29 protein-coding genes and 1 pseudogene are annotated in these 23520 nt (G+C 65.7%); 15 read left to right on the top strand and 15 right to left on the bottom strand.

Translation table 11 applies throughout. The annotated features are described in order from the left end of the window. Positions 1 to 7 precede the first annotated feature (7 nt). Together QPK29_RS09685 and QPK29_RS09680 are read right to left on the bottom strand one after the other, a co-directional pair. Positions 8 to 1144 carry a PilT/PilU family type 4a pilus ATPase gene (locus QPK29_RS09685; RefSeq protein WP_056122526.1) on the bottom strand — a complete coding sequence of 379 codons (1137 nt, stop codon included), beginning with the start codon at positions 1142 to 1144 and terminating at the stop codon, positions 8 to 10. 15 nt (positions 1145 to 1159) lie between these two features. Beyond that, positions 1160 to 2203, bottom strand: a complete 1044-nt coding sequence (locus QPK29_RS09680) for a type IV pilus twitching motility protein PilT (protein ID WP_160409673.1) — start codon at positions 2201 to 2203, stop codon at positions 1160 to 1162. Between the two features lie 177 nt (positions 2204 to 2380). Between QPK29_RS09680 and QPK29_RS09675 the strand changes: the two genes are divergently transcribed. Genes QPK29_RS09675 through QPK29_RS09665 form a run of 3 tightly spaced genes read left to right on the top strand, consistent with a single transcriptional unit; the run spans position 2381 to position 4436 of the window. Beyond that, positions 2381 to 3082 (top strand): YggS family pyridoxal phosphate-dependent enzyme, encoded by a 702-nt coding sequence (locus QPK29_RS09675; RefSeq protein ID WP_371768746.1) that lies wholly within the window; start codon positions 2381 to 2383, stop codon positions 3080 to 3082. A 42-nt stretch (positions 3083 to 3124) separates the two neighbouring features. Beyond that, positions 3125 to 3943, top strand: a complete 819-nt coding sequence (gene proC / locus QPK29_RS09670) for a pyrroline-5-carboxylate reductase (protein WP_371768745.1) — start codon at positions 3125 to 3127, stop codon at positions 3941 to 3943. A 1-nt stretch (position 3944) separates the two neighbouring features. Continuing rightward, positions 3945 to 4436 (top strand): hypothetical protein, encoded by a 492-nt coding sequence (locus QPK29_RS09665; protein ID WP_056122540.1) that lies wholly within the window; start codon positions 3945 to 3947, stop codon positions 4434 to 4436. Here QPK29_RS09665 and QPK29_RS09660 read toward each other — a convergent pair. The 3 genes from QPK29_RS09660 to QPK29_RS09650 form a co-directional block, all read right to left on the bottom strand. Beyond that, on the bottom strand, positions 4433 to 4810 hold the full coding sequence (locus QPK29_RS09660) for a hypothetical protein (protein WP_056122543.1): 378 nt from the start codon (positions 4808 to 4810) through the stop codon (positions 4433 to 4435). The two genes, QPK29_RS09665 and QPK29_RS09660, sit on opposite strands and share 4 nt — an antisense overlap. A 69-nt stretch (positions 4811 to 4879) precedes the next feature. Next, positions 4880 to 5881, bottom strand: coding sequence for a family 43 glycosylhydrolase (locus QPK29_RS09655; protein WP_371768744.1), 1002 nt, complete (start codon positions 5879 to 5881; stop codon positions 4880 to 4882). Positions 5882 to 5896: 15 nt separating this feature from the next. Beyond that, the gene (locus tag QPK29_RS09650; RefSeq protein ID WP_371768743.1) at positions 5897 to 8809 is read right to left on the bottom strand and encodes a TIM-barrel domain-containing protein; all 2913 of its coding nucleotides are present in this window, start codon (positions 8807 to 8809) and stop codon (positions 5897 to 5899) included. A gap of 177 nt (positions 8810 to 8986) precedes the next feature. On the opposite strand from QPK29_RS09650, the gene QPK29_RS09645 reads away from it, so the two are divergent. Beyond that, positions 8987 to 9877 carry an alpha/beta hydrolase gene (locus QPK29_RS09645; RefSeq protein WP_056122552.1) on the top strand — a complete coding sequence of 297 codons (891 nt, stop codon included), beginning with the start codon at positions 8987 to 8989 and terminating at the stop codon, positions 9875 to 9877. 9 nt (positions 9878 to 9886) lie between these two features. Here the strand turns inward: QPK29_RS09645 and QPK29_RS09640 are convergent, their stop codons facing one another. After that, a complete protein-coding gene (locus QPK29_RS09640) occupies positions 9887 to 10270 on the bottom strand; it encodes a type II toxin-antitoxin system PemK/MazF family toxin (protein ID WP_056122556.1) in 384 nt (127 codons plus the stop codon). A 58-nt stretch (positions 10271 to 10328) separates the two neighbouring features. Between QPK29_RS09640 and QPK29_RS09635 the strand changes: the two genes are divergently transcribed. Further along, positions 10329 to 10556 carry a hypothetical protein gene (locus QPK29_RS09635; protein WP_036230067.1) on the top strand — a complete coding sequence of 76 codons (228 nt, stop codon included), beginning with the start codon at positions 10329 to 10331 and terminating at the stop codon, positions 10554 to 10556. After that, the gene (locus tag QPK29_RS09630) at positions 10556 to 11935 is read left to right on the top strand and encodes an MBL fold metallo-hydrolase (protein WP_371768742.1); all 1380 of its coding nucleotides are present in this window, start codon (positions 10556 to 10558) and stop codon (positions 11933 to 11935) included. Before QPK29_RS09635 ends, QPK29_RS09630 begins: the two co-directional genes overlap by 1 nt. Here the strand turns inward: QPK29_RS09630 and QPK29_RS09625 are convergent. Further along, complete coding sequence (locus QPK29_RS09625; RefSeq protein WP_371768741.1) at positions 11886 to 12440, bottom strand: DUF488 domain-containing protein; 555 nt, start codon at positions 12438 to 12440, stop codon at positions 11886 to 11888. The genes QPK29_RS09630 and QPK29_RS09625 overlap by 50 nt on opposite strands. A gap of 136 nt (positions 12441 to 12576) precedes the next feature. Here QPK29_RS09625 and QPK29_RS09620 point away from each other — a divergent pair, with 136 nt between their 5' ends. Continuing rightward, a complete protein-coding gene (locus tag QPK29_RS09620) occupies positions 12577 to 12984 on the top strand; it encodes a DnaJ-like protein C-terminal domain-containing protein (RefSeq protein ID WP_371768740.1) in 408 nt (135 codons plus the stop codon). A gap of 178 nt (positions 12985 to 13162) precedes the next feature. Then, positions 13163 to 13750 carry a DUF924 family protein gene (locus tag QPK29_RS09615; RefSeq protein ID WP_371768739.1) on the top strand — a complete coding sequence of 196 codons (588 nt, stop codon included), beginning with the start codon at positions 13163 to 13165 and terminating at the stop codon, positions 13748 to 13750. A gap of 41 nt (positions 13751 to 13791) precedes the next feature. On the opposite strand, the gene QPK29_RS09610 is transcribed toward QPK29_RS09615, so the two are convergent. Then, positions 13792 to 14553, bottom strand: a complete 762-nt coding sequence (locus tag QPK29_RS09610) for a DeoR/GlpR family DNA-binding transcription regulator (protein WP_056122571.1) — start codon at positions 14551 to 14553, stop codon at positions 13792 to 13794. 73 nt (positions 14554 to 14626) lie between these two features. Here QPK29_RS09610 and QPK29_RS09605 point away from each other — a divergent pair. Next, positions 14627 to 15196: pseudogene (locus QPK29_RS09605) on the top strand (NUDIX domain-containing protein); the annotation flags it as partial. Positions 15197 to 15585: 389 nt separating this feature from the next. After that, positions 15586 to 16221 carry a hypothetical protein gene (locus tag QPK29_RS09600; protein WP_082577018.1) on the top strand — a complete coding sequence of 212 codons (636 nt, stop codon included), beginning with the start codon at positions 15586 to 15588 and terminating at the stop codon, positions 16219 to 16221. Here the strand turns inward: QPK29_RS09600 and QPK29_RS09595 are convergent. The 4 genes from QPK29_RS09595 to ubiA are packed head-to-tail and all read right to left on the bottom strand — an operon-like array spanning position 16218 to position 18112. Further along, positions 16218 to 16511 (bottom strand): hypothetical protein, encoded by a 294-nt coding sequence (locus tag QPK29_RS09595; protein WP_160409660.1) that lies wholly within the window; start codon positions 16509 to 16511, stop codon positions 16218 to 16220. The two genes, QPK29_RS09600 and QPK29_RS09595, sit on opposite strands and share 4 nt — an antisense overlap. After that, a complete protein-coding gene (locus tag QPK29_RS09590; RefSeq protein WP_056122584.1) occupies positions 16498 to 16899 on the bottom strand; it encodes a phage holin family protein in 402 nt (133 codons plus the stop codon). Before QPK29_RS09590 ends, QPK29_RS09595 begins: the two co-directional genes overlap by 14 nt. Then, the gene (locus QPK29_RS09585; RefSeq protein ID WP_056122587.1) at positions 16899 to 17219 is read right to left on the bottom strand and encodes a DUF883 family protein; all 321 of its coding nucleotides are present in this window, start codon (positions 17217 to 17219) and stop codon (positions 16899 to 16901) included. The genes QPK29_RS09590 and QPK29_RS09585 overlap by 1 nt, the downstream gene beginning before the upstream one ends. Before the next feature lie 38 nt (positions 17220 to 17257). Then, positions 17258 to 18112, bottom strand: coding sequence for a 4-hydroxybenzoate octaprenyltransferase (gene ubiA / locus QPK29_RS09580; protein WP_371768738.1), 855 nt, complete (start codon positions 18110 to 18112; stop codon positions 17258 to 17260). A 167-nt stretch (positions 18113 to 18279) separates the two neighbouring features. On the opposite strand from ubiA, the gene QPK29_RS09575 reads away from it, so the two are divergent. Next, on the top strand, positions 18280 to 18801 hold the full coding sequence (locus QPK29_RS09575) for a hypothetical protein (RefSeq protein ID WP_156403650.1): 522 nt from the start codon (positions 18280 to 18282) through the stop codon (positions 18799 to 18801). Here QPK29_RS09575 and QPK29_RS09570 read toward each other — a convergent pair. Then, a complete protein-coding gene (locus QPK29_RS09570) occupies positions 18779 to 19723 on the bottom strand; it encodes a hydrogen peroxide-inducible genes activator (RefSeq protein WP_056122596.1) in 945 nt (314 codons plus the stop codon). The genes QPK29_RS09575 and QPK29_RS09570 overlap by 23 nt on opposite strands. Before the next feature lie 141 nt (positions 19724 to 19864). On the opposite strand from QPK29_RS09570, the gene QPK29_RS09565 reads away from it, so the two are divergent. The 4 genes from QPK29_RS09565 (at position 19865) to QPK29_RS09550 (ending at position 22362) form a co-directional block, all read left to right on the top strand. After that, positions 19865 to 21055: a PilT/PilU family type 4a pilus ATPase gene (locus QPK29_RS09565; RefSeq protein WP_371768737.1), complete on the top strand. Its 1191-nt coding sequence runs from the start codon at positions 19865 to 19867 to the stop codon at positions 21053 to 21055. A gap of 10 nt (positions 21056 to 21065) precedes the next feature. Next, the gene (gene rfaE2 / locus QPK29_RS09560) at positions 21066 to 21545 is read left to right on the top strand and encodes a D-glycero-beta-D-manno-heptose 1-phosphate adenylyltransferase (protein WP_056123581.1); all 480 of its coding nucleotides are present in this window, start codon (positions 21066 to 21068) and stop codon (positions 21543 to 21545) included. A 58-nt stretch (positions 21546 to 21603) separates the two neighbouring features. Beyond that, the gene (locus tag QPK29_RS09555) at positions 21604 to 21873 is read left to right on the top strand and encodes a hypothetical protein (RefSeq protein ID WP_371768736.1); all 270 of its coding nucleotides are present in this window, start codon (positions 21604 to 21606) and stop codon (positions 21871 to 21873) included. A gap of 225 nt (positions 21874 to 22098) precedes the next feature. Continuing rightward, the gene (locus QPK29_RS09550) at positions 22099 to 22362 is read left to right on the top strand and encodes a PAAR domain-containing protein (RefSeq protein WP_371768735.1); all 264 of its coding nucleotides are present in this window, start codon (positions 22099 to 22101) and stop codon (positions 22360 to 22362) included. Positions 22363 to 22406: 44 nt separating this feature from the next. Here QPK29_RS09550 and trmL read toward each other — a convergent pair whose 3' ends face one another. Together trmL and QPK29_RS09540 are read right to left on the bottom strand one after the other, a co-directional pair. Beyond that, positions 22407 to 22877 (bottom strand): tRNA (uridine(34)/cytosine(34)/5-carboxymethylaminomethyluridine(34)-2'-O)-methyltransferase TrmL, encoded by a 471-nt coding sequence (gene trmL / locus QPK29_RS09545; protein ID WP_056122601.1) that lies wholly within the window; start codon positions 22875 to 22877, stop codon positions 22407 to 22409. 16 nt (positions 22878 to 22893) lie between these two features. Next, positions 22894 to 23472, bottom strand: coding sequence for a ComF family protein (locus tag QPK29_RS09540; RefSeq protein ID WP_307166707.1), 579 nt, complete (start codon positions 23470 to 23472; stop codon positions 22894 to 22896). Positions 23473 to 23520: the final 48 nt, after the last annotated feature.

The following is a 23520-nucleotide window of genomic DNA, read 5'->3' as shown; positions in this document are numbered from 1 at the left end:
ACGCGGATCAGAGGAGACCGAGCGTCTCGGTGCCCGCGGAGAAATCGCGGTTCTTCGCGTGCTTGCTGTTGAGCTTGATGTTCAGGCGCAGGTCGTTCACGGAGTCCGCGTTGCGCAGCGCATCCTCGTAGGTGATCTTGTCCGCCTCGTACAGGTCGAACAGGGCCTGGTCGAACGTCTGCATGCCCAGTTCGCGCGACTTCTTCATGATCTCCTTGATCTCGTGGACCTCGCCCTTGAAGATCAGGTCCGAGATCAGCGGCGAATTCAGCATGATCTCCATCGCGACCACGCGTCCCTTCGCTTCCTTCTTCGGAATCAGGCGCTGCGAGATCAGGCCCTTCATGTTCAGCGACAGGTCCATCAGCAGCTGCTGGCGGCGCTCTTCGGGGAAGAAGTTGATGATGCGGTCCAGCGCCTGGTTCGAGCTGTTCGCGTGCAGGGTGGCCAGGCACAGGTGGCCCGTCTCGGCGAACGCGATCGCGTGTTCCATCGTCTCGCGGTCGCGAATTTCTCCGATCTGGATCACGTCCGGCGCCTGGCGCAGGGAGTTCTTCAGCGCGGCCTCGAAGCTGTCCGTGTCGACGCCGACCTCGCGCTGCGTGATCACGCAGTTCTTGTGCGGGTGGACGAATTCGACGGGATCCTCGATCGTGATGATGTGGCCGTAGCTGTTCTCGTTGCGGTAGCCGACCATCGTCGCCAGCGTCGTCGATTTACCGGAGCCCGTGGCGCCGACCATGATCACGAGGCCGCGCTTGGTCATGATCACGTCCTTCAGCACCTCAGGCAGGTCGAGGTCCTCGAACTTCGGGATCGTCGTCGTGATCACGCGCAGCACCATGCCCACGGCGCCCATCTGCATGAAGGCGGAGACGCGGAAGCGTCCCAGGTCGCCGGGGCTGATGGCGAAGTTGGCTTCCTTCGAGAGCTCGAAGCCGGCGGCCTGCTTGTCGTTCATGATGGCGCGCGCCAGGTCGGCCGTGTGCGAGGCCGTGAGGGCCTGGCTGGACACGGGCGTCATGCGGCCGTCGATCTTCATCGCGGGCGGGAAGCCGGACGTGATGAACAGGTCGGAACCGCCCTTGCTGACCATCAGGCGCAGCAGGTCGAACATGAATTTGGAGGCCTGGTCGCGTTCCATCGTCGTGTTCCTTCTTTAGCCCGGGAAGTTTTCGGGAATCTTGGCGGCGGCGCGCGCGGCCGCGGACGAGATCACGTTGCGGCGCACGAGGTCCGTCAGGTTCTGGTCCAGAGTCTGCATGCCGACGTTGGAGCCGGTCTGGATCGCGGAATACATCTGCGCGATCTTCGCTTCGCGGATCAGGTTGCGGATGGCCGGCGTGCCGATCATGATCTCGTGCGCGGCCACGCGGCCGGCGCCGTCCTTCGTTTTCAGCAGGGTCTGCGAGATCACGGCCTGCAGCGATTCCGACAGCATCGCGCGCACCATCTCCTTTTCCTCGGCCGGGAACACGTCGACGATACGGTCGATGGTCTTCGCGGCCGACGACGTGTGCAGGGTGCCGAACACGAGGTGGCCCGTCTCGGCGGCGGACAGCGCGAGGCGGATCGTCTCCAGGTCGCGCAGCTCGCCGACGAGGATCGCGTCCGGGTCTTCGCGCAGCGCCGAGCGCAGCGCGTTGTTGAACGACAGCGTGTGCGGACCGACTTCGCGCTGGTTGATCAGGCACTTCTTCGAGTCGTGCACGAACTCGATCGGATCCTCGATGGTGAGGATGTGGCCGTACTCGTTCTCGTTCAGGTGGTTGACCATCGCGGCCAGGGTCGTCGACTTGCCGGAGCCCGTCGGACCCGTCACGAGCACGAGGCCGCGGGGCTTGAGCGCGAGGTCGGCGAAGATCTTCGGCGCGTTCAGTTCTTCCAGCGACAGGATCTTCGACGGAATCGTCCGCATCACGGCGGACGCACCGCGTTCCTGGTTGTACGCGTTGACGCGGAAGCGCGCGAGGCCGGGAATCGCGAACGAGAAGTCGCACTCCAGCATCTCTTCGTACTGCTTGCGCTGGCCGTCGTTCATGATGTCATAGATCATGCCGTGCACGTCCTTGTGCTCCAGCGGCGGCAGGTTGATGCGGCGTACGTCGCCATGCACGCGGATCATCGGCGGCAGGCCGGCCGACAGGTGCAGGTCGGAGGCCTTGTTCTTGACCGAGAAAGCGAGCAGTTCGGAGATGTCCATTTATAATGATCCTTTGACGCGGAGATAGAAAACCGTCGTTCCCGACCTGGCCGGTCGCCTTGGCGGGAACCCAATTGCTGCGGGCATGCAGGCTGAGCTTGGATCCCCGCCTGCGCGGGGATGACGATGAGATATTGCACCGCCAGGCTAGAAAAATATTTCCTGAAGAAAACCATTATGTCCACAATCGCAGCCAACTTGCAAGCTGTCGAAGCGACAATCCAGGCTGCTTGCGAGGCCGCGAACCGGCCCCGTTCCACGGTCCGGTTGCTGGCCGTTTCGAAGACGTTTCCGGCAGAAGCCGTGCTGGAAGCGATCGAAGCGGGCCAGCGCGCGTTCGGCGAAAACTATGTGCAGGAAGGCGTCGACAAGATCGCCGCTGTGGCAAAAGCGCGACCTGACCTGATGCTCGAATGGCATTTCATCGGCCCGATCCAGAGCAACAAGACGCGGCCCATCGCAACCAGCTTCCAATGGGTGCACACGGTCGAACGATTGAAAATCGCGCAGCGCCTGTCCGAACAGCGCCCGGCCGAACTGGGCCCGCTGGATATCTGCCTGCAAGTGAACATCAGCGGCGAGGCCACCAAAAGTGGCGTCAAGCCGGAGGAGCTGGAAGGCCTGGCCAAGGCCGTCGTCCAGCTGCCGAACCTGCGCCTGCGCGGGCTGATGGCGATCCCGGAACCGCAGGCCGACCCGGCCCTGCAACGCGCGCCGTTCGCACGCCTGCGCGCACTCGCGCAAGACCTCATCAAAGCCGGCATCCACCTCGACACGCTGTCGATGGGCATGTCCGGCGACCTGCAATCGGCCGTGCTGGAAGGCGCGACCATCGTACGCATCGGCAGCGCCATCTTCGGCGCGCGCCATTACGAGTGAATGAAAAAGCGCGCATCACGCGCGCCTAACCCCGGGATTCTCATGAAAATCAGTTTCATCGGCGGCGGCAACATGGCCACCGCCCTCATCGCCGGCCTGGCCGGCAAGGTCGCGCAGGCGGCGGACATCCACGTCGTCGACCCGAACGGGGACGCGCTCGAGCGCCTGCGCACGCAATACGGCGTGACGACGTCGCCCGACATCGGCGCGGCCGTCGCCGCCAGCGACGTCATCGTGCTCGCGGTGAAGCCGCAGCAGATGCGCGACGTGACCGTGCACCTGCAATCGCAGTTCGCGAACAAGCCCCTGCTGCTGTCGATCGCGGCGGGCATCCGCGGCGCGGACCTGTCGCGCTGGCTCGGCGGCTACGGCGCCATCGTGCGCACGATGCCGAACACGCCCGCGCTGATCGGGCAGGGCATCACGGGCATGGTGGCGATGGCCGGCGTCAGCGCCGCGCAAAAGGATGCCGCCGACACCATCATGCGCGCCGTCGGCCAGACCGTCTGGCTGGATGAAGAAAGCCTGATCGATCCGGTGACGGCGGTGTCGGGCAGCGGCCCGGCGTACGTGTTCTACTTCCTCGAAGCGATGCAGCAGGCGGCCGCGGAAATGGGCCTGTCGGCGGAGCAGGGCAAGGCGCTCGCGCTGGCCACGTTCACCGGCGCGGCCCAGCTGGCGGCGCAGTCGGAGGAACCCGTCGACGTGCTGCGCCAGCGCGTGACCTCGAAGGGCGGCACCACGCATGCGGCCATCACGAGCATGGAAGCGGCCGGCGTGAAGCAGGCGATCGTCGACGCGATGAAGGCGGCGGCGGCGCGCGGGCGGGAGCTCGGCGCGGAACTGGGCAAGGACGCCTGACATGCTGTCCGCCACCGTGCGCCTGTCCGTCATGTCGATGCTTGCCGCGGGCCTGGCGGCGTGCACGCCGGTCCCGCACGTGGCCCATCTGCGGCCGGCCGTCGACGGGATCGTCCTCGATGAGGGGAAACCGGCTGCCGGCGTCGAGCTCTTCCTGGCCAAATTCCCCGGCAAGAATCATCCCTGCACCGACGTGGGCGAAGTCATCCCCGTGGCGTCCGATGGCCGTTTTTCATGGACGGCGGCCGACGAACGCCGGAGCACGACATCGCTGCTCGATCCGCCTTCGGTGAGCGGCGCGCTCACGGCCCTGTGCATCCGCCATCCCGCGAAGGGTGTGCTGATCGGGGCCGTGCTGTTCGTGATGCAGAATGAATCCGTCGCGGTGCGTCTCCGTTGCGACGTGGCGCACCCGCGCGCCAGCGGCGGCCCGCACACGGTGTCGGCGATGCTCGGTCAGCCCCAGTATTGCGAGGCGAGCGACGCCGGCTAACGGCCTGGCGCCCCGGCCGATGCCGGCCGGTTGCCCAGCAGGGCCCAGAGCGAATAGACGCCGATCGCGGTACCGAACGGGAAGTTGAGCAGCCCGAGCACGCTGAATATGATCGTGAACACGCGCCCCGTCGGTGATCCTTTCAGCAGCGCGATCCCGGCGATGGCTTCCGCTGCCAGCAGCAGCGCGAAGAATCCGGCCACCACCGCGCCGAAGCCGAAGAAGAAGTTCGCCACGGCGCCGTCGCCGCCGGCCGAGTCGGCGATGAAGTGGCCGATCCAGTTGGTGCCGAGCGCGAAGATCAGCATCATGCCTGCGCCCAGTACGCCGATGACGATGTGAAGTGCAGCGGTAATGCGAGTGTGGATGTCCATGAGGTTCCCGTTGATGAACCGGCATAGTGTATGCCGGTTTTACCTCGCATAGATACGCACAAAGTCACGTCAGGGCGATGGCGCCTTCAACCGGAACGAGACATCCCGGTCGCGGTCGACCTCGAGCCGGCCGTCCTTGAACACCAGCTCCGCCACCTGGATGACCGTACGCTGGTGCCAGCGCGCGTCCGTGGCCGCTTCCGCCTCGTTCACCTGGTGGACGAAGTAGTAGATGAACGCGCGGTCGCCATCGACGACGACGTCCGCGTGCTGTCCCTTGGCCCGGTCGGTGGCCTTGCGGCCCGGTTCGCCGAGGATGTAGCCTTTCTGTTCCGTCCAGGTACGCGCATCGTCGGACCGCAGCACCATCAGGCCCTTCCACACGTCGACGACCATCCAGTAATACCCCTTGAAGCGGAACACCTTCGGTCCCTCGCCCGTGGTCGGATTGACCGGCTCGTCGCTCACCTTCTTCCACGTGCGCAGGTCCTGGCTGTCGGCGGCCAGGATCTTGCTGCCGGCGCGCTCGTCCTTGTACCACATCCGGTAACCCTGTCCGAGCTTGATGACGGTCGGGTCGATCATGCGGCCCGTGTCCAGCTTCACGGTCCCTTCGCACTTCCATGTGGACAGGTCGGTGCTGGTCAGGTGCTCGATGCGGCCATCCGCGCCGGGGCCGCCCCACCGGTGGAAGATGCCAGGCACGATCGTGAGCCACATGTGGTACGTGCCGTTTTCATAGTAGATCTCGGGCGCCCACAGCGTCACGTCCGTGCACGCCTTGGGAAACTCGGCCGTGCCCTGGTAGCGCCAGTGCATGCCGTCCGGGGACGTCGCGATGCCGATGGCCGTGCCGTGCACCCATTCGACGTCCTTCGGGTCGGGCAGCTTCATCGTCGCCCGGCGATTGGTATAAAACATCTTCCACAGTTTGGCGGCGCGGTCGTACACGATCGACACATCCGCCGCGCCGTCGTACACGGGGTCGCGGAACACCGGTTTCGGTGCGACGTCGGCCGCGCTGGCCGCCAGCGGCAGCACCAGGGCCAGGGTGGCGAGGAACGATTTCATGGGGTCTCCCTGGACTCAGAACTTGATCGACAGCGGTTTGCCGGCATACGTGACCGACTTCGTCGCGCCCGCCGGTTCGATGGCGGTCGCGTTGTCCCGGCCGACGACGACGACATTCAGCTTGCGCGTCCCGACCAGGCCCTTGAACGTGCCCTTGCGGGCGCCGATGGTCAGCGTGCGCGCGGCGTCGTTCCACGCCAGGTCGTACGTGGCGTACTTGCCCTTTTCGTAGTCGTACGTTTCGTTGTCGTCTTCATAGACCGTGAACTTGCCGTCGGCGCCCGGATAGACGCGGATCTCGTACGGCGCATCCGGCCGCTCGGTCGCGTACTGGACGACGGGGCCCATCGGCACGATCGCGCCGGCGCGCACGTACAGCGGGAAGACGTCGAGCGGCACGTCCCTGGCGACCGTGGTGCCGCCTTTGAAGCGCTCGTGCGTCCAGAAGTCGTACCAGTCGGTGCCGGCGGGCAGGTAGGTCTGCATCGTCGTGTCCGGCTTGCCCGACGTTTGCGCCTGCGCGGCCAGTTGCGACGGCGTGCGCCATGCCAGGCGCAGGCTCCGCTCCGACGTGGCGTTGTAATACTCGAGGGTGATGGGGAGGCTCTGGCCCTTTTTCAGGACGACCTTGGTGCCGGCGTAGCGCTTGCCGCCGTTTTTCCAGTCCTCGACGGCGGGCTTGCCGTCGACGATCAGGCGGTAGCCGTCGTCGCCTTCCGCGCCCAGCTCGTATTCGCCGTCTTCCGGCGCCACGACGGCGCCCGTCCAGCGCGCGGAGAAGTTGTCGAGGCTCGCCAGGCCGGCAGGCATGTCGGCCAGCGGCGGGCCGGGCCACTGGAAGTCGATGGTGGCGTCGACGGTCTTGCCGTGCGGCGTCTCGAAATTGGTGCCCGCGAAGTACTGGCCAGCCAGTCCGGGCCTGCCGTCGGGCGTGCGCAGCGCGGTCGCCGGGATGGTGGCGGGCGGCGGCGGCTGGAAGCGGTACATCTGGCGCGTGACCGGATGGACGAGGAAGGACGGGCCGAACTGGAACGCGTCGTTGATGTCGCGCACGCGCGGGTCGTCCGGGAAATCCATCGGCAGGGCGCGCATCAGCGTATAGCCGTCGCGGGTGACCTTGCCGGCCAGGCTGTAGGTATAAGGCAGCAGGCGGTAGCGCAGGCGGACGGCGTCGTACAGCGCCTTGTACATCTCGGGATCCGACTGCTTGAAGAGGTAGGGCTCGCGCTCGATGTCGGTGCCGTGGATGCGCATCAGCGGATTGAAGGCGGCGTATTGCAGCCAGCGGGCGTACAGTTCGCGGTACGACGCATTCTTTTCGCCGCCCGGGAATCCACCCCCGATGAAGAAGCCGGCGGTGTCCTGCGTCCAGTACGGGTTGCCGGTGATGGTGACGTTGACGCCGCCGTTGATCTGCTCGAGCAGGGTTTTCCAGCTCGCCCGCGTGTCGCCCGACCACGAGGCCGCCGCCGTCCGTTGCGCGCCGGCCCAGGCCGAGCGTGTCAGGGTGAACACGCGCTGGTTGCTGGTGGCGCGTTGTCCCTCGTACGTGCCGAGCGTCGTCATCAGCGAGTACGGATTGAGGTAGCGGGCGAAGTCGCCCATGGCGTTGTTGCCGAGTCCCTTGATGTCGCGCTCGTTGTCGGCGGCGTTGTGCGCGGCCGTGCCGACTTCGACTTCGGTGCCGTCCATCCACAGCGCGTCCACGCCCACGTCGAGCAGGCCCTGCTTGACATGCTTGAAGTAGATCTTGCGGCCTTCGGGGCTGTACGCGTCGTAGATGCGCGCCTTCTTCGAAATCCAGTGCAGCGGTTCGAAGCGCAGCTTGTGCTGGTCGAGTTCATGCGCCAGCGCGGTGTCGTTGCCGATCGAGGGCCAGATCGACACCATCAGCTTCATGTGCATGTCGTGGATGGCCTTCGTCATGCCCTTCGGATCGGGGAAGCGCTCGCGGTTCCACGTCATGCCGCTCCAGGTGCCGTCCTTGTCGCTGCCCCAGTACTGCCAGTCCTGCACGATGTAGTCGAGCGGGAACTGCTCCTTGCGGAAGGTGCGTGCCACCTCGACGAGGCGGTCCTGCGTCTGGTAGCGCTCCTTGCTCATGAACAGGCCGAACGCCTGCTTCGGCACCATCGGCGCCGCGCCGGTGAGGTCGCGGTAGCCGGCGACGACGTCGTCCAGCGTGGCGCCGGCCATGAAATAGTAATCGACGCCGCCCGGCGCGCTTTCCGCCCACAGCGACGCGCCCTCGGCGTTATCCGTGAAGCGCATCTTCGAATACGTGTCCCACAGGATGCCGTAGCGTTCCGTCGACATCATGACGGGGATGATGATGCCGATATTCGTCTGCACCAGCAGCAGGTCCTTGTTGCGGCGGTTGATGTCGCCTTCGCCCACGAACCCGAACCCGTAGATGCCCTCGCCGGGCTTCAGGGTGAACGTGTTGCGCGCTTCATAGGTCGGCGCGCCGGCCAGCTCGATTTTCTTCAGCGTCTGCGGTGCGCTGCGTTTTTCCTGCGTATAGACCTTGCCCTGCGCATCCTGGAACGTGATGGCGCCGGTCGACTTGTCGATGACGATGCGCAGCAGCTTGCTCTCGAGCGTGAGGGAGTCGGCGCCGTCGCGCGTCGTGAAGGCGACGGCCGCGGGCGCGTGCGTCACGACGATGCTCGGATGGCGCCAGAAGTTTTCGCCGAGCGTCGTGTTCACGCGCACCGTCGCCGGGCCGTAGAAGATCACGTTCTTGGTCACGCCGCCGACGCGGACCTGCACGCCGTGCGCGATGGGCGCGTACGAGAAGGACGCCGTCGCGGCGGCGACCGGCAGCAGGTGGCCGTTGGCGTCGAGGCCGGCGAGCGGCGCCGCGTGCGCGCTCGCGGCGAGAGTTGCGAGCAGCGTGAGCGTCGGCAGCGCGGTATGTGGTTTCATGACATTCCTGGTCGATGGATGGCTGGGATTAACGCGGGACGTTAGCAGAATAATTTGTTCGGCGATAATACTAATTTTTACGATATCGATAACGAAAACGATATCGCAACGGCCGCGTACGTACCCCGGCGCGCCGAGATAGCGCTATCATCGTGTGATCACAATAAAGGAGACCTCATGAAGACACTGTTGGCAGCATGCGCCGTCGCGCTCGGCGTCGTCATCCCCGCCTCGGCGCAGCAGGCCGCCGCCCCGGCGGGCGAACGCCATTTCGTGCTGGAGAACACGCAGATCATCCCCGTGCAGTCGCAGTCCACGGGCAGGGCGCACGAGCTGGTCGTCGTGCTGCCGTCCAGCTACGCGGCGCATCCGGAAAAGCGCTACCCCGTCCTGTACTACCTCGACGCGTACTGGGACACGCCGCTCCTCACCGCCACCTATGGCAACCTGATCTATGATAACCAGGTCCCCGAATTCATCATGGTGGGCCTGTCGTATCCATCCGGCGCCAACTACGACGTCGAGCGCCGCCGCGACTACACCATCACCGCGACGGACGCGGATTCGGGCAGGGCCGACGCCTTCCTCGGCTTCATCACGAAGGAGGTCGCGCCGCTGATCGAAAGCCGCTTCCGCGCCGAGAAGACGGACCGCGTGATCTCCGGCAGCTCGCTGGGCGGCCTGTTCGCCATCGCGGCCGCGTACAAGGCGCCCGGCTTCTTCGCGGGCCACATCGCGATCAGCCCCGCGGCCGGCTGGGACCACGGCGCGCTCGGCAAGCTCGATGCCGCCTACGCCCGCGACCACAAGGCGCTGCCCGCGCGCATGTTCATCTCGCACGGCAGCATCGAATATCCCGCATTCCAGCAGCCCATCGTGGCGTTCCAGAAGCAGCTGGGCAACCGCAACTACCAGGGCCTGGCGCTGCAGACGTGGACGATGGAAGGGCTCGATCACACGGCCGTGAAAGGCGACGGCTACGTGCGCGGCCTGATGTGGGTATGGAAGCCGAAGAAACCGGCCGGACCGAGCGGGCTGACGAAGGCGATGCAGCAGCAGGGCGAATAGAAGCGTCGTTCAGCGTCCGCGGAAGTGCGATGCCTGCAGGAAGCGCAGGCCCGCGAGCACCTGGTCCACGCGTTCGCCGGACAGCCGGCCGATGCGTGCTCCCAGCCGTGCTTTCGGGATCGCACTGATCTGCGAAGGGAGGACGACGCTGCGTTTCTCGAGTCCGCCCTCGCCGGGTTCCAGCGGCACGCAACCGGGCTCGCTTGCCCGCCTGAGGTTCGTCGTCAGGGCGCAGACGATCACGGTGTCGATGCGCGAATGGTTGAACAGGTCGTCCTGCACGACGAGGTGCGGATGGGGATAGCCGGGCACCGAGCCGCGCGTGCCGTCCGGCGCTACCCAGTAGAGCTCCCCCTTGTCGATGCGCCGCGCGGGCGTGTGGTCGTTGTCCATGTGGTGTCCAATCCGTGGAATGATAGGATAGCGCTTTACGCACCATCCAGAGGAAGCCATGACCATATTCGCCATGCCCGTATTCGACGCCACCGTCATCTACGAAGGCAAGGAGCTGTTCAAGGGCCAGGGCGCCGCGCGCGGCTGGGCCGAGAAGCTGGCCAAAGAAATCGAGACGCCCGTCACGGTCGAGAAGATCGGCACCGGCTGGGCACTGTGCGCGCAGCTGGACGGCGTCGATTGCCGCTGGGGCATCCTGGGCCAGCGCTTGAAGCGGTTGGACTGATGGCCGCGTTGACGGTCGCGCGGATCCTGCATGCGGGCTACGTGTTCACATGCGAGGGTACGCGCATCGCCTTCGACACCATCTTCGAAAACCCGTTCAGCCGCAACTGCCACGCGTTCCCGGACGTGCGTTTCGACGAAGCGCTGATCCGGCGCCAGCGCTTCGATGCCGTCTTCATCTCCCACTTCCACGACGACCACTGCTCGCTCGAGAGCCTGGACCTGCTGGACCGCGCGACGCCGCTGTACATCTACTGCCTTTTCGATGAGCTGTTCGACATGGTGCGCGCGCTGGGTTTTACGCGCGTCCACGCGCTGCAGCTGGACGTGCCCGTGGACGTCGGCCCGTTCCAGGTCGTGCCGCGCGAAGCGATGGATGCCGAGGTCGACTCGATGTTCCAGGTCCGTGCCGCGGGGCTGAACGTCCTGAACGTGGTCGACTCGTGGATCGACGATGCGGCGCTCGCGCGTCTCGTCGCCGAGAAACCGTGGGACCTCGTGCTGTTTCCGTTCCAGACGATGCGCGAGATCGAGGTGCTGGCCCCGACGCGCGCCGAACCCGCGCCGCCGGCGCTGCCGGAGGAATGGCTGGAGCAGTTGCAGGCCCTGGACCCGCGCTTCGTCGTGCCGAGCTCCTGCCAGTTCCGGCTCGAACCCTGGTCGTGGTACAACCGGGCGTTCTTTCCGATCTCGTATGCCCGCTTCACCGACGAGGTGCAGGCGGTGCTGCCGCACGCGCGCGTCGTGCGCATGGATCCGTCGGTCTCGATGCAGCTCGATGCGGACGGGTTGCATCCGGCGCCGCCGCTGGACTGGATCATTCCCGTCGGCGCGCAGGACGTCGACTACATCTATGAGGGCAATGCCGACGCGCCGCCCACGGCCGACATCGCCCGCCATTTCCCCGCGCTGACGGCGGACCAGTGGACGCGCGTGCTTGACTTTTGCCGCACCGGCCTGGCGGACCGCTACGCCGCGCTGGATGACGAAAGCGAATATTTCGACAGCCCGCGCCTCTGGCAGTTGTCGATCCACGATCATGCGGGCGAGGTGACGCGCTTCCGCTACCGGCTGTCGCCGGGCAGCGCGGACCTGGTCGACGATGATGGGCCACTGGGCTGGACCACCGGGATCCCCGCCGTGAAACTGTACGCGGCGCTGGAACTGGGCGAGTCGCTGACGTCGCTGTACATGCGCATCAACGATGCGGTGTTCGACGCGGACACGGAGCGCGACGTGGCGCAGGCCGACGTGGTCGAGGATCCGCTGATCCGCTGCCTGTTCAGCGAGGGCTTCGGCGCCTACCAGCGGGCGCAGTTGCGGCGGTTGCTCAGCCCGGCGGTCCCAGGTCCAGTTCCGATTGCTCCGGCGGATACGTGATGCGCAGGCCTTCGACGTGGGCGAAGGGCGTCAGCTTGTGCGGCTTGCGCTGGCGCGCATCGATGATGTCGTCGACGGGCACGCCGCGCACCAGCAGCGCATCGGCGACGAGCGAGCGGTGGCAGCGCCACGGCACGGCTTCCGCGCACATCAGCGCGCAGGGCCGGGTCTGCGCGAGTTCGATGACCGCGTCGACGTTGGCCGCGAATTCGTCGGTCTGCATGTAGTCCGCGTAGCCGCGGAACGACGTGTTGCGCCAGGCGGCATTCGGTGAATCCTTGAGCGGGCGGCGCAGGCCGCCGAGGCCTTTGATGTACCGGTATTCGATGCCGGCATCAAGCAGCGAGGCCGCGAGTTCATCCTGCCCGAATTGCGGATTGTGGCGCGATTTGGGGACGGTCCGGATATCGAGCAGGCAGGCGATGCCGTTCTGCCAGAGCAGCCCGATGAACTCCTCGATCGTACGGTTCGAATGCCCGATGGTGCAGACGGCTGCGGGTGTCATGGCCTTATTCTGGCACGGCCGCGCGGGGCGGGGCGCCCGCTTCCTTACAGACTGAAACGTCTCTTACACCGACCGCACAGAGCGTTTCGAGCGCGCGCGCTACGATGAAGTCATCCACTTCAATCGGGAGAACAAAATGACACTCAATAATCGCCCCCTCCTGCGCATCGCCGCGATCCTGGCCTTGAGCGCCGCCACCACGTCCGCGTTCGCGCAGAGCGCCGAATACCGCCGCGGCTATGACGACGGCTATGCCGCCGGCCTGCGCGAAGCCGGCGGCGGTCGCGGTGAAGGCCGCGGCTCGCGCATCTTCGTCGAAGACGCGGAATACGGCACGCACTTCGCTTCCTGCGACGCACGCCGCGCCGTGCGTTATCAGGTCGAACGCAATCGCGGCACCGTCCGTGCCGACAACCAGCTGTGCGGCGATCCGGCGCGCGGGGAGCCGAAGCGGTTGCGCATCGTGTACCGGTGCGGTGACAGCGAGGCCGTCCGCGTCGTTGCGCGCGAGAATGAGTCGGTGCGGTTGAGCTGCCGGAGGTAAATGGATTGCCCGGCGCGTGGCGCGCAATGCGCTGGGCGAAAATAGTCGCTAGAATCGCGCTATGGTAACTGTCTGATTTCCTCGATCCGCGATCTCATCGGTCAGCCGAATTCATCGGCTGGCCGGAGTTCGCGCGTCAGTACCCTGAATCCATCATGGTTATACAAGGAAAGCAGACATGGACTATCAAGACGTTCTCGATTTTTGGTACGGTACCCCGTCAAGCCAGGGCTATGGCGCCCCGCGCGACGCGTGGTTCAGCGCCGATCCCGATTTCGATACGGTGATCGCTACCCGCTTTGGCGAGACGATCGACCAGGCTCTCGCGGGAGGGCTGCGCCACTGGGATACCAACGGGCCCTCCGGAACACTTGCCCGCATCATCGTTCTCGACCAATTCACGCGCAACGTTTTCCGTGGCAACGCGAAATCGTTCAGTGGGGACGGTCTTGCTCTCGAGGCGGCTCAGCAGCTGCGGACCAGTGGTGCTCATCTATATCTGAGGCCGCTTGAGCGCTGGTTCGCATATATGCCGTTCGAGCACGCAGAGGACTTGGCCATGCAAGACATTTCAGTCGCGCTGTTCACGACACTGGCGGACGACTGCCCGGGTTTTGACGAAGTGCTCGGATGGGTGCGAAAGTATCGCGATGTCATTGCCCGGTTCGGCCGATTCCCGTTTCGCAACAGCATACTCGGCCGTACTTCGACCGCTGAGGAAATCGCCTTTCTGAGCCGGCTCGGATACGCTGGGTCGCCTCACTAAGGCCTGCCACAAGCCGAGCATTCGGCTTGTGCGACCTGCCGCTAGTGCGCCGCCAGCGTCAGCGCAATCCCCATCTCCCGATACGGCCGCAACACTTCCTCGCCGGTCGCCGCCGGCACCACCATCCCGCTGATCTCGGCCAGCCCGACGATCCGGTACGGGGATGCGGTGGCCAGCTTTTCCGACGACGCCAGCACGATGGTCTCGGCCGCCGCATGGCACAGCGCCCGCTTGATGCACGCTTCCTCGTAATCGCCGGTCGACAGCCCGCTCTCGGGATGCACGCTCGTCACGCCCATGAAATACGTGTCGGCGCGGATCCGGGCGATGGCTTCCAGGGTCGCCGCGCCCACGCCGACGGCCGAGTGGCGGAACAGGCGGCCGCCGAGCATGATCACGTCGATGTCCGGATGGTCCATCAGCTCCATCGCGATGGACGGGCTGTGCGTGACGACCGTCGCTCCCAGGCGCCGCGGCAGCGCGCGCACGAGTTGCGCGCACGTCGTGCCGCCGTCGACGAACACGACCTGGCCCGGCTGCACGAGCGCGGCGGCGGCGCGGCCGATGGCGGCCTTGTCGTCGGTGGCGATAGCGTGGCGCGTCGCGAAGTCCGCCAGCGCCGGGCTGGCGGGCAGGGCGCCGCCGTGCACCCGCTGCAGCAAGCCTTCCTTCGCGAGCTCGCGCAGGTCGCGCCGGACGGTGTCTTCCGACACGCCCAGTTCCGCGCTCATCTTCGTGGCGACGATCTGGCCGTCGCGCCGCAACACGTCCATCAGATACTGCTTTCGCTGGCTCGTCAGCATGCCGTCCTTTCGTCGTGCTTGACATTGCACGATACTGCACGATAGTTTACACGAACTTCAATGACTGGAGAATATCGTGCAGGATCATGTGGAAATCAGGCAGGTCGAGCTGCTCTCGGACGACTGGGGCATCCTGAACAAGACGACGTTCGCGCTGCGCACGGCCGAAGGCGGCTGGGATGTGCAGACCCGGGAAACCTATGACCGCGGCAATGGTGCGACGCTGCTGCTGGCCAATCGCGCGCGCCGCACCGTCGTGCTGACGCGCCAGTTCCGCCTGCCGGCCTATGTGAACGGCCACGACGGCTTCCTCGTCGAGGCCGCGGCGGGCCTGCTCGACGGCGCCAGTCCGGAAGAACGCATCCGTGCCGAGGTCGAAGAGGAGACGGGCTACCGCGTCGGCAAGGTCACCCGCCTGTGGGATGCGTTCATGAGCCCCGGCAGCGTGACGGAGCGCCTGCACTTCTTCGTGGCCGAGTACGAGGCGCGCGACCGCGTGGAACCCGGCGGCGGCGTGGCGGCGGAGGGCGAGCGGCTGGACGTGCTGGAACTGGACATCGACGCGGCGCTGGCCATGATCGGCACGGGCATCGTCGACGGCAAGACGATCATGCTGCTGCAGTACGCGCGCTTGCACCTGTTCGCGCCGCGCGGGATGATGATCCTGGTCGCGGGCCCGTACCGGTCCGGCACGGACGGGGACCCGGACCGTGTCGCGGCCAACGTCGCGGCCATGGAAGCGTGCGTGATGCCGCTGTACGAGGCCGGACATCTACCCGTGCTGGGCGAATGGCTGGCGTTGCCGACGGTGCGCCTGGCCGGATCGCAGGCGCCGGGGGACGCGGTGTTCGACGCCGTGTTCCACCCGCATGCGCAGCGCCTGCTGGAGCGGTGCGATGCCGTCCTGCGCATCGGCGGCGCGTCGGAAGGGGCCGACCTGATGGTGGCGACGGCGCGGAAGCTGGGCAAGCGCGTGTACGCGGCCATGGAAGAGATTCCACCCGCGCCCAGCCTTGGTACAATCACATCACCATGAACAAGACTGCCATCTCCCTCATGCTGGGCGCGACGCTGGTCGCATCGCTGTCCGCCTGCAGCAGCAAGACGTCGGCCAACGAAAAGAACTTCGGCCTCACCGTCTCCCAGTATTTCGACAAGAAGGGCGACCTGTGCCTGGATCCCATCAAATGGCCGGTCGACGTGTATGAAACCGACATCCGCCAGCAGAAGATGTACCCGGACGGCGTGGCCGGCCAGATGTCGGCGCTGGAATCCGTCGGCCTTGCCAGGAGCGAGGACGTGGAATTACCCGGCGCCGTCGTCAATGGCAAGCCGAGCGGGGTGAAGGTCAAGCGCTACACGATGGCCGATGCCGCGAAGCCTTACCTGCACGCGAACGCCGGGAAGCAGCCGCGCATCTGCTGGGGGCGCAAGTCGCTGAGCAAGGTGCTCCGCTGGGCGGACCCGGCCAAGGTGGGGGACCACGAGGAGAGCAGCGTGATCTACACCTATCAGCTGTCGAACGTGGCCGACTGGGCCCGCAAGCCGCAGGTCAAGGAAGCGTTCCCCGAAGTCGGACGGAACGTCGACGGCGAGCGCTCCCAGAAGGAAAAACTGTACGTCAAGCTGACGCCGAATGGCTGGGAAGCGCTCGGCCTCAACGACTAGCGGCGCAGCTGCGCGAGGATGCCCAGCGCGCCGCGCGCCATCTTCACCGCCGACAGGGCCGATGTGACGAGCCCGGCCAGGCGCTTGCGGCGCATGAGGACGAGCCCCAGTGCGGCGCCGGCCGCACCCAGCACCAGCTTGCGGTTGGCGGCGACGTAGCCCATGACCGGATGCCCGGCCAGTGCATTCGACGGACGCAGCGCCTTCAGCTCGTAGGCGAGGCCCACGCGCTGTTCGGCGCATTGTTCGATCAGGGCCGCGCGGCGGGTGGCGAGATCAGGCTTGTTCATCGGTTGCCTCCGCATGATGTTGGGCCAGGCCATGGCGCAGGTAGTCGACGTCGTTGCGCAGTTCGGCCAGCGTGGCCGAGAGCAGCGGCGCTTCCGCGGTCATGCTGGCGCGGACTTTCATGAGGATGATGCCGGCCAGCACGCCGAACAGGACGGCCATGCCGCCGACGGCCTGCAGGCGGTACGTGTCCCAGAAGATGGCGATGACGAACAGCGCGGCCAGCAGGAGGGCGCCGGCCGCGAGGAACACGGCCAGCAGGGTCCACGCGAGGTGGCCCAGCAGGCGGCGTGCGTCTTCCTGGAATTCGACCGCGGCCAGCTCCAGCCGCGTGCCCGCCATCGCGACGAGCGTCGCACCGATCCGGCCTGCCGTCGCGACGACTCCCATTACTTACGCGCGATCAGCATGCCGATCACGACACCGACGGCGGTGCCCAGGCCGACGGCCTTCCACGGATTCTCCTTGACGTATTCGTCGGTGGCCTTGGCGGCGACCTTGGCTTTTTCGACCGCGGCTTCTTCCAGGCGGACGATGTCTTCCTTGGCCTTGACCAGGGTGCGCTCGAACTTGACCTTGGCGGCCTTGAATTCTTCGCCGGTCAGGTGGCCGCTGTGGCGCAGCCACGCTTCCGCGTCCTGGATGACGGTCTTCAGGTCGGACAGCAGCTGGTCGCGGGCGCCGGACTGGGTCGGGATTTTTTCCATCATGGGGGAACCTCTCGTTATGGATTGCGTTGCGGACAATATTATCCTAATGCATAGTCTAGCGCGACGCCAGCAAACACGGCCGCACCCAACCAATTGTTGTGGTTGAACGCGGCAAAACATTTCGTGCGGTCGCGGCCGCGGATCAGGGTGTAGTGGTAGACGGCCATCCCGGCCGCGACGGCGATGCCCGCCACGAACCACCAGCGCAGGCCCAGCGACCAGCCGCACACGAGGTCGATGCCCAGCGTCGCCGCGTAGCACAGCATGATCGCGGCGACGTCGTAGCGGCCGAACGTGATGGCGGACGTGCGGATACCGATGATCAGGTCGTCGTCGCGGTCGACCATCGCATACTCGGTGTCGTAGGCCAGCGACCAGAACACGTTGGCGACCAGCAGCCACCACGCGACGGCCGGGACGTGGTCCTGCACGGCCGCGAACGCCATCGGGATGCCGAAGCCGAACGCGATGCCAAGGTAGGCCTGCGGCAGCGCGAAGAAACGCTTGAAATACGGATAGCTGCCCGCGACGATCACGGCCACGACAGAGAGCTGCTTCGTCAGCGTGTTCAGCGGCAGGATCAGCAGGAACGAGACGATCGCGAGCACCGCCGCCACCATCAGCGCTTCCCAACCCTTGATGCGGCCGCTCGTCAGCGGGCGGTCGACCGTACGCTTGACGTGGCGGTCGAAGTCGCGGTCGGCGTAGTCGTTGATCGCGCAGCCGGCTGATCGCATCAGCGCCGTGCCGACGATGAAGATGGCGAGGATCATCGGATCGGGATGGCCGTTCGATGCCATCCACAAGGCCCACAGCGTGGGCCACAGCAGCAGCAGGATGCCGATGGGCTTGTGGCCCCGGACCAGGCGGAAATAAAGCGCCAGCTTGTTCATTGTGCGTTCGAATTGAAAATCTGCAAGGTCAGGATTGTAGCCTGTCGGGGCGCGCCCGGCTGTACGGCGCAGGACGATACGCGGCGATCATGCGCACGTCGACGATGCACAAGGCATGGCGTACGCGCGCGCTCTACGATGCCGGCTTCGGATCAAGGAGAATGCATATGCGGTTCGTAACCATGGTGGTGGCCGGAATCGGACTTGGAAGCTGCCTGCTCGCGCAGGCCGGCGGGCAGGAGCAGGGCGCGTGGACGGAGGCGCGGTCGCTGCGCGAGCTCCCTGCCGGCATCCAGGCGCTGCTGGGCGTGGGACTCGGACTCGCGGGTATCGCCGACCGGGGCGGCGATTTCAGCGAGACCGACGCCAGCGACGACAGCATGCCGCGGCGCCGCTTCGTGCTCGGGGTCGTGAACGGCGGCACGGCGCTGGTCGCGCTGGAGCAGGGCGGCCGCGTCTATGCCGTGCGCGCCGTCGAATTCAAACAGGAAGGCAGCACGTGGGACGCGGTGCGATGCGCGCCGCTGGTGTCGGTGCCGCAGCGGGGCACGGAACTGGTCGGCGCGCTGTCCGGAAAGCAGGCGGGACCTTGCGGCGGTATCGGCATCCGGACGGACGATGCGGACGCGGCACCCACTGCGGCCGCGCCGGTCCTGCCCGCGCGCGTCAGGCCGCGGCCTGGAGCGTGACCATCTCGACGCCGGGCAGCCCGCAGTCGGCCACGGCCTTGACGACGGCATCGATGGCGGCGCGGCGCGTAAAACTCTTGCGCCATACGATCACGACGCGGCGCGACGGGACCGGATCCTGGAACCGGACGAAGGTCAGCATGCCGTTCGGATCCTTCATGTCCGGCACGGAGGCGCGCGGCAGCACGGTCAGGCCGATGCCGCTCGCGACCATGTGCCGGATCGTCTCCAGCGACGAGCCCTCGAAGGTGCGCTGCATGCCGTTGCCCGGCGACGAAGAGAAGCGCGCCATCTCCGGGCAGACTTCGAGCACCTGGTCGCGGAAGCAGTGGCCGGCGCCCAGCAGCAGCATCGTCTCGCTCTTGAGGTCCTCGGCCGCGATCTCGGTGCGCGTCGACCACGGGTGGTTCTTCGGCATCGCGACGACGAACGGTTCGTCGTACAGCGCCTGCACGGCCATGCCGTGTTCCGGCAGCGGCAGGGCCATGATCGCGGCGTCCAGCTCGCCCTGGCGCAGCAGGTCGAGCAGTTTCACCGTGAAATTCTCCTGCAGCACGAGCGGCATTTGCGGCACGTTCGCGATCAGATTTTTCACGAGCGGCGGCAGCAGGTACGGGCCGATGGTGTAGATCACACCGAGGCGCAACGGGCCGGACAGCGGGTCCTTGTTCTGCTTGGCCAATTCCTTGATGGCGGCCGTCTGCTCGAGCACGCGCTCGGCCTGGGCGACGATCTGCGCGCCCAGCGGCGTCACGGACACTTCCGAGCCGCCCCGTTCGAACAGCGTGACGCCGAGTTCGTCCTCGAGTTTCTTGATGGCGACGGACAGCGTGGGCTGGGCGACGAAGCAGGCTTCGGCCGCATGTCCGAAATGGCGGGCGCGTGCGACGGCGACGATGTATTTCAGTTCGGTCAGTGTCATGGGATCGGAGTGTATTGAACGGCCGTGTTCTCGAAGACACGTTTGCCTGCCTTTTAAGCAGTCTGTCACTATTTTACCGGTAAAGCCATGGATATAATGGCCGGGCAGGCGATGTTGCCTTGCGTTAATAGGAACACATCCATGTCCTCGACCTTCGGCCCGGCGGAAGCCCAGGCCTATATGCACAAGCTGCTCACGGTCATGCACCAGCAGGGCGGCTCCGACCTGTTCATCTCGGCGGACTTCCCGCCCAGCATGAAGCACCAGGGCGCGATGAAACCCCTGAGCCAGCAGCGCCTGACGGGCGAAATCACGCGCGCGCTGTCCCTCTCCCTCATGAACGAGCGGCAGCGGACCGAGTTCGAAGCCGAGATGGAGTGCAACTTCGCGATTTCCCTGCCCGGCGTATGCCGGTTCCGCGTGAACGTGTTCGTGCAGCAGCAGAGCGTAGGCATGGTCGTGCGGACCATTGCATCGGAAATCCCGAACTTCGAAAAACTCGACCTGCCCGAGGTCTTGAAAGATGTCGTGATGACGAAGCGGGGCCTCGTCCTCGTCGTCGGCGGCACGGGTTCCGGCAAGTCGACGACGCTGGCGGCGATGATCGATTACCGCAACAGCAACTCGGCCGGCCACATCATCACGGTCGAGGATCCCGTCGAATACGTTCACAAGAACAAGAGCTGCCTGATCACGCACCGCGAGGTGGGCGTCGACACGCTGTCGTGGCACAACGCGCTGAAGAACACGTTGCGCCAGGCGCCGGACGTGATCCTGATCGGTGAGATCCGCGACACGGAAACGATGGAACACGCGATTGCGTTCGCCGAAACAGGTCATTTGTGCCTCGGCACGCTGCACGCGAACAATGCGAACCAGACGATGGACCGCATCATCAACTTCTTCCCGGAAGAGCGGAGGAATCAATTGCTGATGGACTTGTCGTCGAACCTGCGTGCCATCGTTTCGCAGCGCCTCGTCCGCACGGAAGACGGCAAGGGGCGCAAGGCGGCCATCGAGATCCTGCTGAACACGCCGACGATCGGCGAGATGATCCTGAAAGGCAGCTTCCAGAGCATCAAGGAGATCATGCACAAGTCGCGCGAGCTGGGCATGTGCACGTTCGACCAGGCGTTGTTCGAGCTCTACAACAAGGGCTACATCAGTTACGACGAAGCGATCCGCAACGCCGATTCCGCGAACGGCCTGCGCCTGCAGATCAAGCTGTCGGGCGAGAGAAAAGCGCCGGGCGAGGGCGGCGGCGCCACGAAGCCGGCCGAGCTGTCGATGCTGATCGACGAGCCGGAAGAGGAACCGCCGGCCGCAAGTTAAAATGCACGCCATGGCTACCTTCGAACAAAAACTCTGCACCCGCGCCACCTTGCCGCAACGCATCGCCGACCTGCCGAAACCCGTCGTGCTGACGAACGGCGTGTTCGACATCCTGCACCGCGGCCACGTGACGTATCTTGCCCAGGCCCGCGAACTGGGCGCGTCGCTCGTCGTCGCCGTCAACACGGACGCGTCCGTGAAACGCCTGGGCAAGGGCGACGACCGCCCGCTGAACACGCTGGCCGACCGCATGGCCGTGCTGGCCGCGCTGGAATCCGTCAGCCTCGTCGTGGAATTCGACGAGGACACCGCGCTGGAAGTCGTCCAGGAAGCCCGCCCCGACATCTATGCCAAGGGCGGCGACTACGTCATGAGCGCCATCCCGGAAGGGAAGGAAGTGATTGCCTATGGCGGCAAGGCCGTCGCGATCGATTTCGCGCACGACCGCTCGACGACGAAGCTCGTTGCGAAGATCCGGCAGTTCGGCTGATCGGGAACTGCCGGTCCGCGGCCTGGTCGAACGATGAGTATTCCGACAGGAGATACTCATGAAATCCAGGCTCGTGCTCGTAGCAACGCTATTGACCGCTTGCCAGTCGTGGCAGGCGCACGCGCCGGAACAGCCGCCGCCTCGCCGCGGCGCGGGGGTGGAGCACATGGGCATGCACGGCCAAGACGATATGTGCCGGCTGCATCAGCAAATGATGAGTGCGCGCACGCCAGAAGCACGCCAGGCGATCATGGAGCAGGCGATGCCGGACATGTCTAGGGAATCGCGCGAACGGCATCTGCAAATGATGCAGCAGATGTGTCACTGATGGGCATCATCTGCAGGCGGATGCGCTGGGTTGTTGCGACCAGCTGCACAATCTATCGCGCAGATGAAGTGGCCAGCGAAAGCAGGATCGCGTCGTTACTTCAAGGACGGTGAAATCATGCCAGCTTTCGGCACGGATTACGGCGTTACATTCTGGCAATGGGACGAGAATCAGATGTAAAGGTATCTACGACCAAGACCTACGAAACGGCACAGGAGAACGTCCATGAAAGGCGTGATTCGATTGGGCGATCTGACGAGCCACGGTGGCAAGGTTGTCATCGCTTCCGCCACCTCTTCGGTCAATGGCCTTGCCGTTGCACGGCAAGGTGACGCATGTGTCTGTCCCATCCCCGGGCATTCAATATGCGTGATCATCGAGGGTGACCCGTCCGTGTTGATCGGCGGGGTTCCGGTTGCCTTTCACGGCCACAGAACGTCCTACGGTGCAAGCCTTATCTCTTCCGCCTTAACCTCGGGAACACCATAAATCACGCGTGTGGGAGAGTGTGGGGTAAAGACGGGTCAGCCGCCTCAGCCCCCGCCCGCGTACCCGTTCTGGCGCCACGCCTCGTAGACGACGACGGCCACCGTATTCGACAGGTTCAGGCTGCGGTTGCCCGGCATCATCGGCAGGCGGATGCGTTGGGCCGGCGGGAACGATTCGCGCAAGGCCGGATCCAGGCCGCGCGACTCGGCGCCGAATACGAACACGTCGCCTGGGCGGAACGCGGCATCCGCGAACGGCGACGAGCCGTGCGTCGTCATGGCGAACATCCGGGTGGGGTCCGGCTGCGTGTCGGCCAGGAAGGCGTCCCAGTTCTTGTGGACCTTCATCGTGGCGTAATCGTGGTAGTCGAGACCGGCGCGGCGCATCTTGGCATCGTCCAGCGGGAAGCCGAGCGGCTCGACCAGGTGCAGTTGCGCCCCCGTGTTCGCGCACAGGCGGATGATGTTGCCCGTGTTGGGCGGGATTTCGGGTTCGACCAGTACGACGTGAAACAAAATCAATCTCCTTGGGTTACGGGTGGGGCGGCGTGCGCGCGAACACAAAATTCGTCACGCGCACCGCGCCGAACCGTTTAAAAGTGGCGGCCAGTTCGCCCAGCGTGTGGCCGCTCGTCATGACGTCGTCGACGAGGCCGACGTGGCGGCCTTCCACGAGGTCCGGGGCCTCCACGGCGAACGCGCCGCGCACGTTTTGCGCCCGCACGCTCGGGGCCACGCCCGACTGCGCCGGCGTGTCGAGCGTGCGCAGCGCCAGCGCCGGATGACATGCTACCCCGAGCGCCGCCGCCAGGGGCCGCGCGATTTCCAGCGCCTGGTTGAAGCCGCGTTCGACGAGCCGGCCCGGACCCAGCGGGACGGGGCACAGCAGATCGGGCAGCGGCAGGCCGGGCCGGGCCAGCACGGCATCGCGGATCTGGCGCGCGCACCACGGCGCGAGCGCGAGGCGGGCGCCGAATTTTAATTGAAGCACGAGCTGGTCGAGGGGAATCGCGTAATCGACGGCGGCGACCGTCGCGTCGAAGGCGGGTGGGTCGCGCAGGCAGGTGCCGCAAATGCCACTGACGTCGTCCCCGCGCAGGCGGGGATCCAAGTTTGCTTGCGTTCCCGGCAACTCCAACTTGGGCTCCCGCCTGCGCGG

Source organism: Massilia orientalis (assembly GCF_030411975.2).
Lineage (GTDB): Bacteria > Pseudomonadota > Gammaproteobacteria > Burkholderiales > Burkholderiaceae_D > Telluria > Telluria orientalis.
This window is presented reverse-complemented; position numbering and strand designations above follow the sequence as displayed.

Bases quoted from the DNA above. Each gene is read 5' to 3' on its own strand.
- QPK29_RS09625 (WP_371768741.1), bottom strand. From the start codon at position 12,440: ATGACACCCGCAGCCGTCTGCACCATCGGGCATTCGAACCGTACGATC.
- QPK29_RS09650 (WP_371768743.1), bottom strand. From the start codon at position 8,809: ATGAAACCACATACCGCGCTGCCGACGCTCACGCTGCTCGCAACTCTC.
- QPK29_RS09600 (WP_082577018.1), top strand. From the start codon at position 15,586: ATGAACAAGACTGCCATCTCCCTCATGCTGGGCGCGACGCTGGTCGCA.
- QPK29_RS09570 (WP_056122596.1), bottom strand. From the start codon at position 19,723: ATGACACTGACCGAACTGAAATACATCGTCGCCGTCGCACGCGCCCGC.
- QPK29_RS09655 (WP_371768744.1), bottom strand. From the start codon at position 5,881: ATGAAATCGTTCCTCGCCACCCTGGCCCTGGTGCTGCCGCTGGCGGCC.
- QPK29_RS09675 (WP_371768746.1), top strand. From the start codon at position 2,381: ATGTCCACAATCGCAGCCAACTTGCAAGCTGTCGAAGCGACAATCCAG.
- QPK29_RS09630 (WP_371768742.1), top strand. From the start codon at position 10,556: ATGGCCGCGTTGACGGTCGCGCGGATCCTGCATGCGGGCTACGTGTTC.
- QPK29_RS09660 (WP_056122543.1), bottom strand. From the start codon at position 4,810: ATGGACATCCACACTCGCATTACCGCTGCACTTCACATCGTCATCGGC.
- QPK29_RS09615 (WP_371768739.1), top strand. From the start codon at position 13,163: ATGGACTATCAAGACGTTCTCGATTTTTGGTACGGTACCCCGTCAAGC.
- QPK29_RS09585 (WP_056122587.1), bottom strand. From the start codon at position 17,219: ATGATGGAAAAAATCCCGACCCAGTCCGGCGCCCGCGACCAGCTGCTG.
- QPK29_RS09620 (WP_371768740.1), top strand. From the start codon at position 12,577: ATGACACTCAATAATCGCCCCCTCCTGCGCATCGCCGCGATCCTGGCC.
- proC (WP_371768745.1), top strand. From the start codon at position 3,125: ATGAAAATCAGTTTCATCGGCGGCGGCAACATGGCCACCGCCCTCATC.
- ubiA (WP_371768738.1), bottom strand. From the start codon at position 18,112: ATGAACAAGCTGGCGCTTTATTTCCGCCTGGTCCGGGGCCACAAGCCC.
- QPK29_RS09575 (WP_156403650.1), top strand. From the start codon at position 18,280: ATGCGGTTCGTAACCATGGTGGTGGCCGGAATCGGACTTGGAAGCTGC.
- QPK29_RS09595 (WP_160409660.1), bottom strand. From the start codon at position 16,511: ATGAACAAGCCTGATCTCGCCACCCGCCGCGCGGCCCTGATCGAACAA.
- QPK29_RS09565 (WP_371768737.1), top strand. From the start codon at position 19,865: ATGTCCTCGACCTTCGGCCCGGCGGAAGCCCAGGCCTATATGCACAAG.
- QPK29_RS09645 (WP_056122552.1), top strand. From the start codon at position 8,987: ATGAAGACACTGTTGGCAGCATGCGCCGTCGCGCTCGGCGTCGTCATC.
- rfaE2 (WP_056123581.1), top strand. From the start codon at position 21,066: ATGGCTACCTTCGAACAAAAACTCTGCACCCGCGCCACCTTGCCGCAA.
- QPK29_RS09685 (WP_056122526.1), bottom strand. From the start codon at position 1,144: ATGGAACGCGACCAGGCCTCCAAATTCATGTTCGACCTGCTGCGCCTG.
- QPK29_RS09555 (WP_371768736.1), top strand. From the start codon at position 21,604: ATGAAATCCAGGCTCGTGCTCGTAGCAACGCTATTGACCGCTTGCCAG.
- QPK29_RS09665 (WP_056122540.1), top strand. From the start codon at position 3,945: ATGCTGTCCGCCACCGTGCGCCTGTCCGTCATGTCGATGCTTGCCGCG.
- QPK29_RS09640 (WP_056122556.1), bottom strand. From the start codon at position 10,270: ATGGACAACGACCACACGCCCGCGCGGCGCATCGACAAGGGGGAGCTC.
- QPK29_RS09590 (WP_056122584.1), bottom strand. From the start codon at position 16,899: ATGGGAGTCGTCGCGACGGCAGGCCGGATCGGTGCGACGCTCGTCGCG.
- QPK29_RS09550 (WP_371768735.1), top strand. From the start codon at position 22,099: ATGAAAGGCGTGATTCGATTGGGCGATCTGACGAGCCACGGTGGCAAG.
- QPK29_RS09680 (WP_160409673.1), bottom strand. From the start codon at position 2,203: ATGGACATCTCCGAACTGCTCGCTTTCTCGGTCAAGAACAAGGCCTCC.
- QPK29_RS09635 (WP_036230067.1), top strand. From the start codon at position 10,329: ATGACCATATTCGCCATGCCCGTATTCGACGCCACCGTCATCTACGAA.
- QPK29_RS09610 (WP_056122571.1), bottom strand. From the start codon at position 14,553: ATGCTGACGAGCCAGCGAAAGCAGTATCTGATGGACGTGTTGCGGCGC.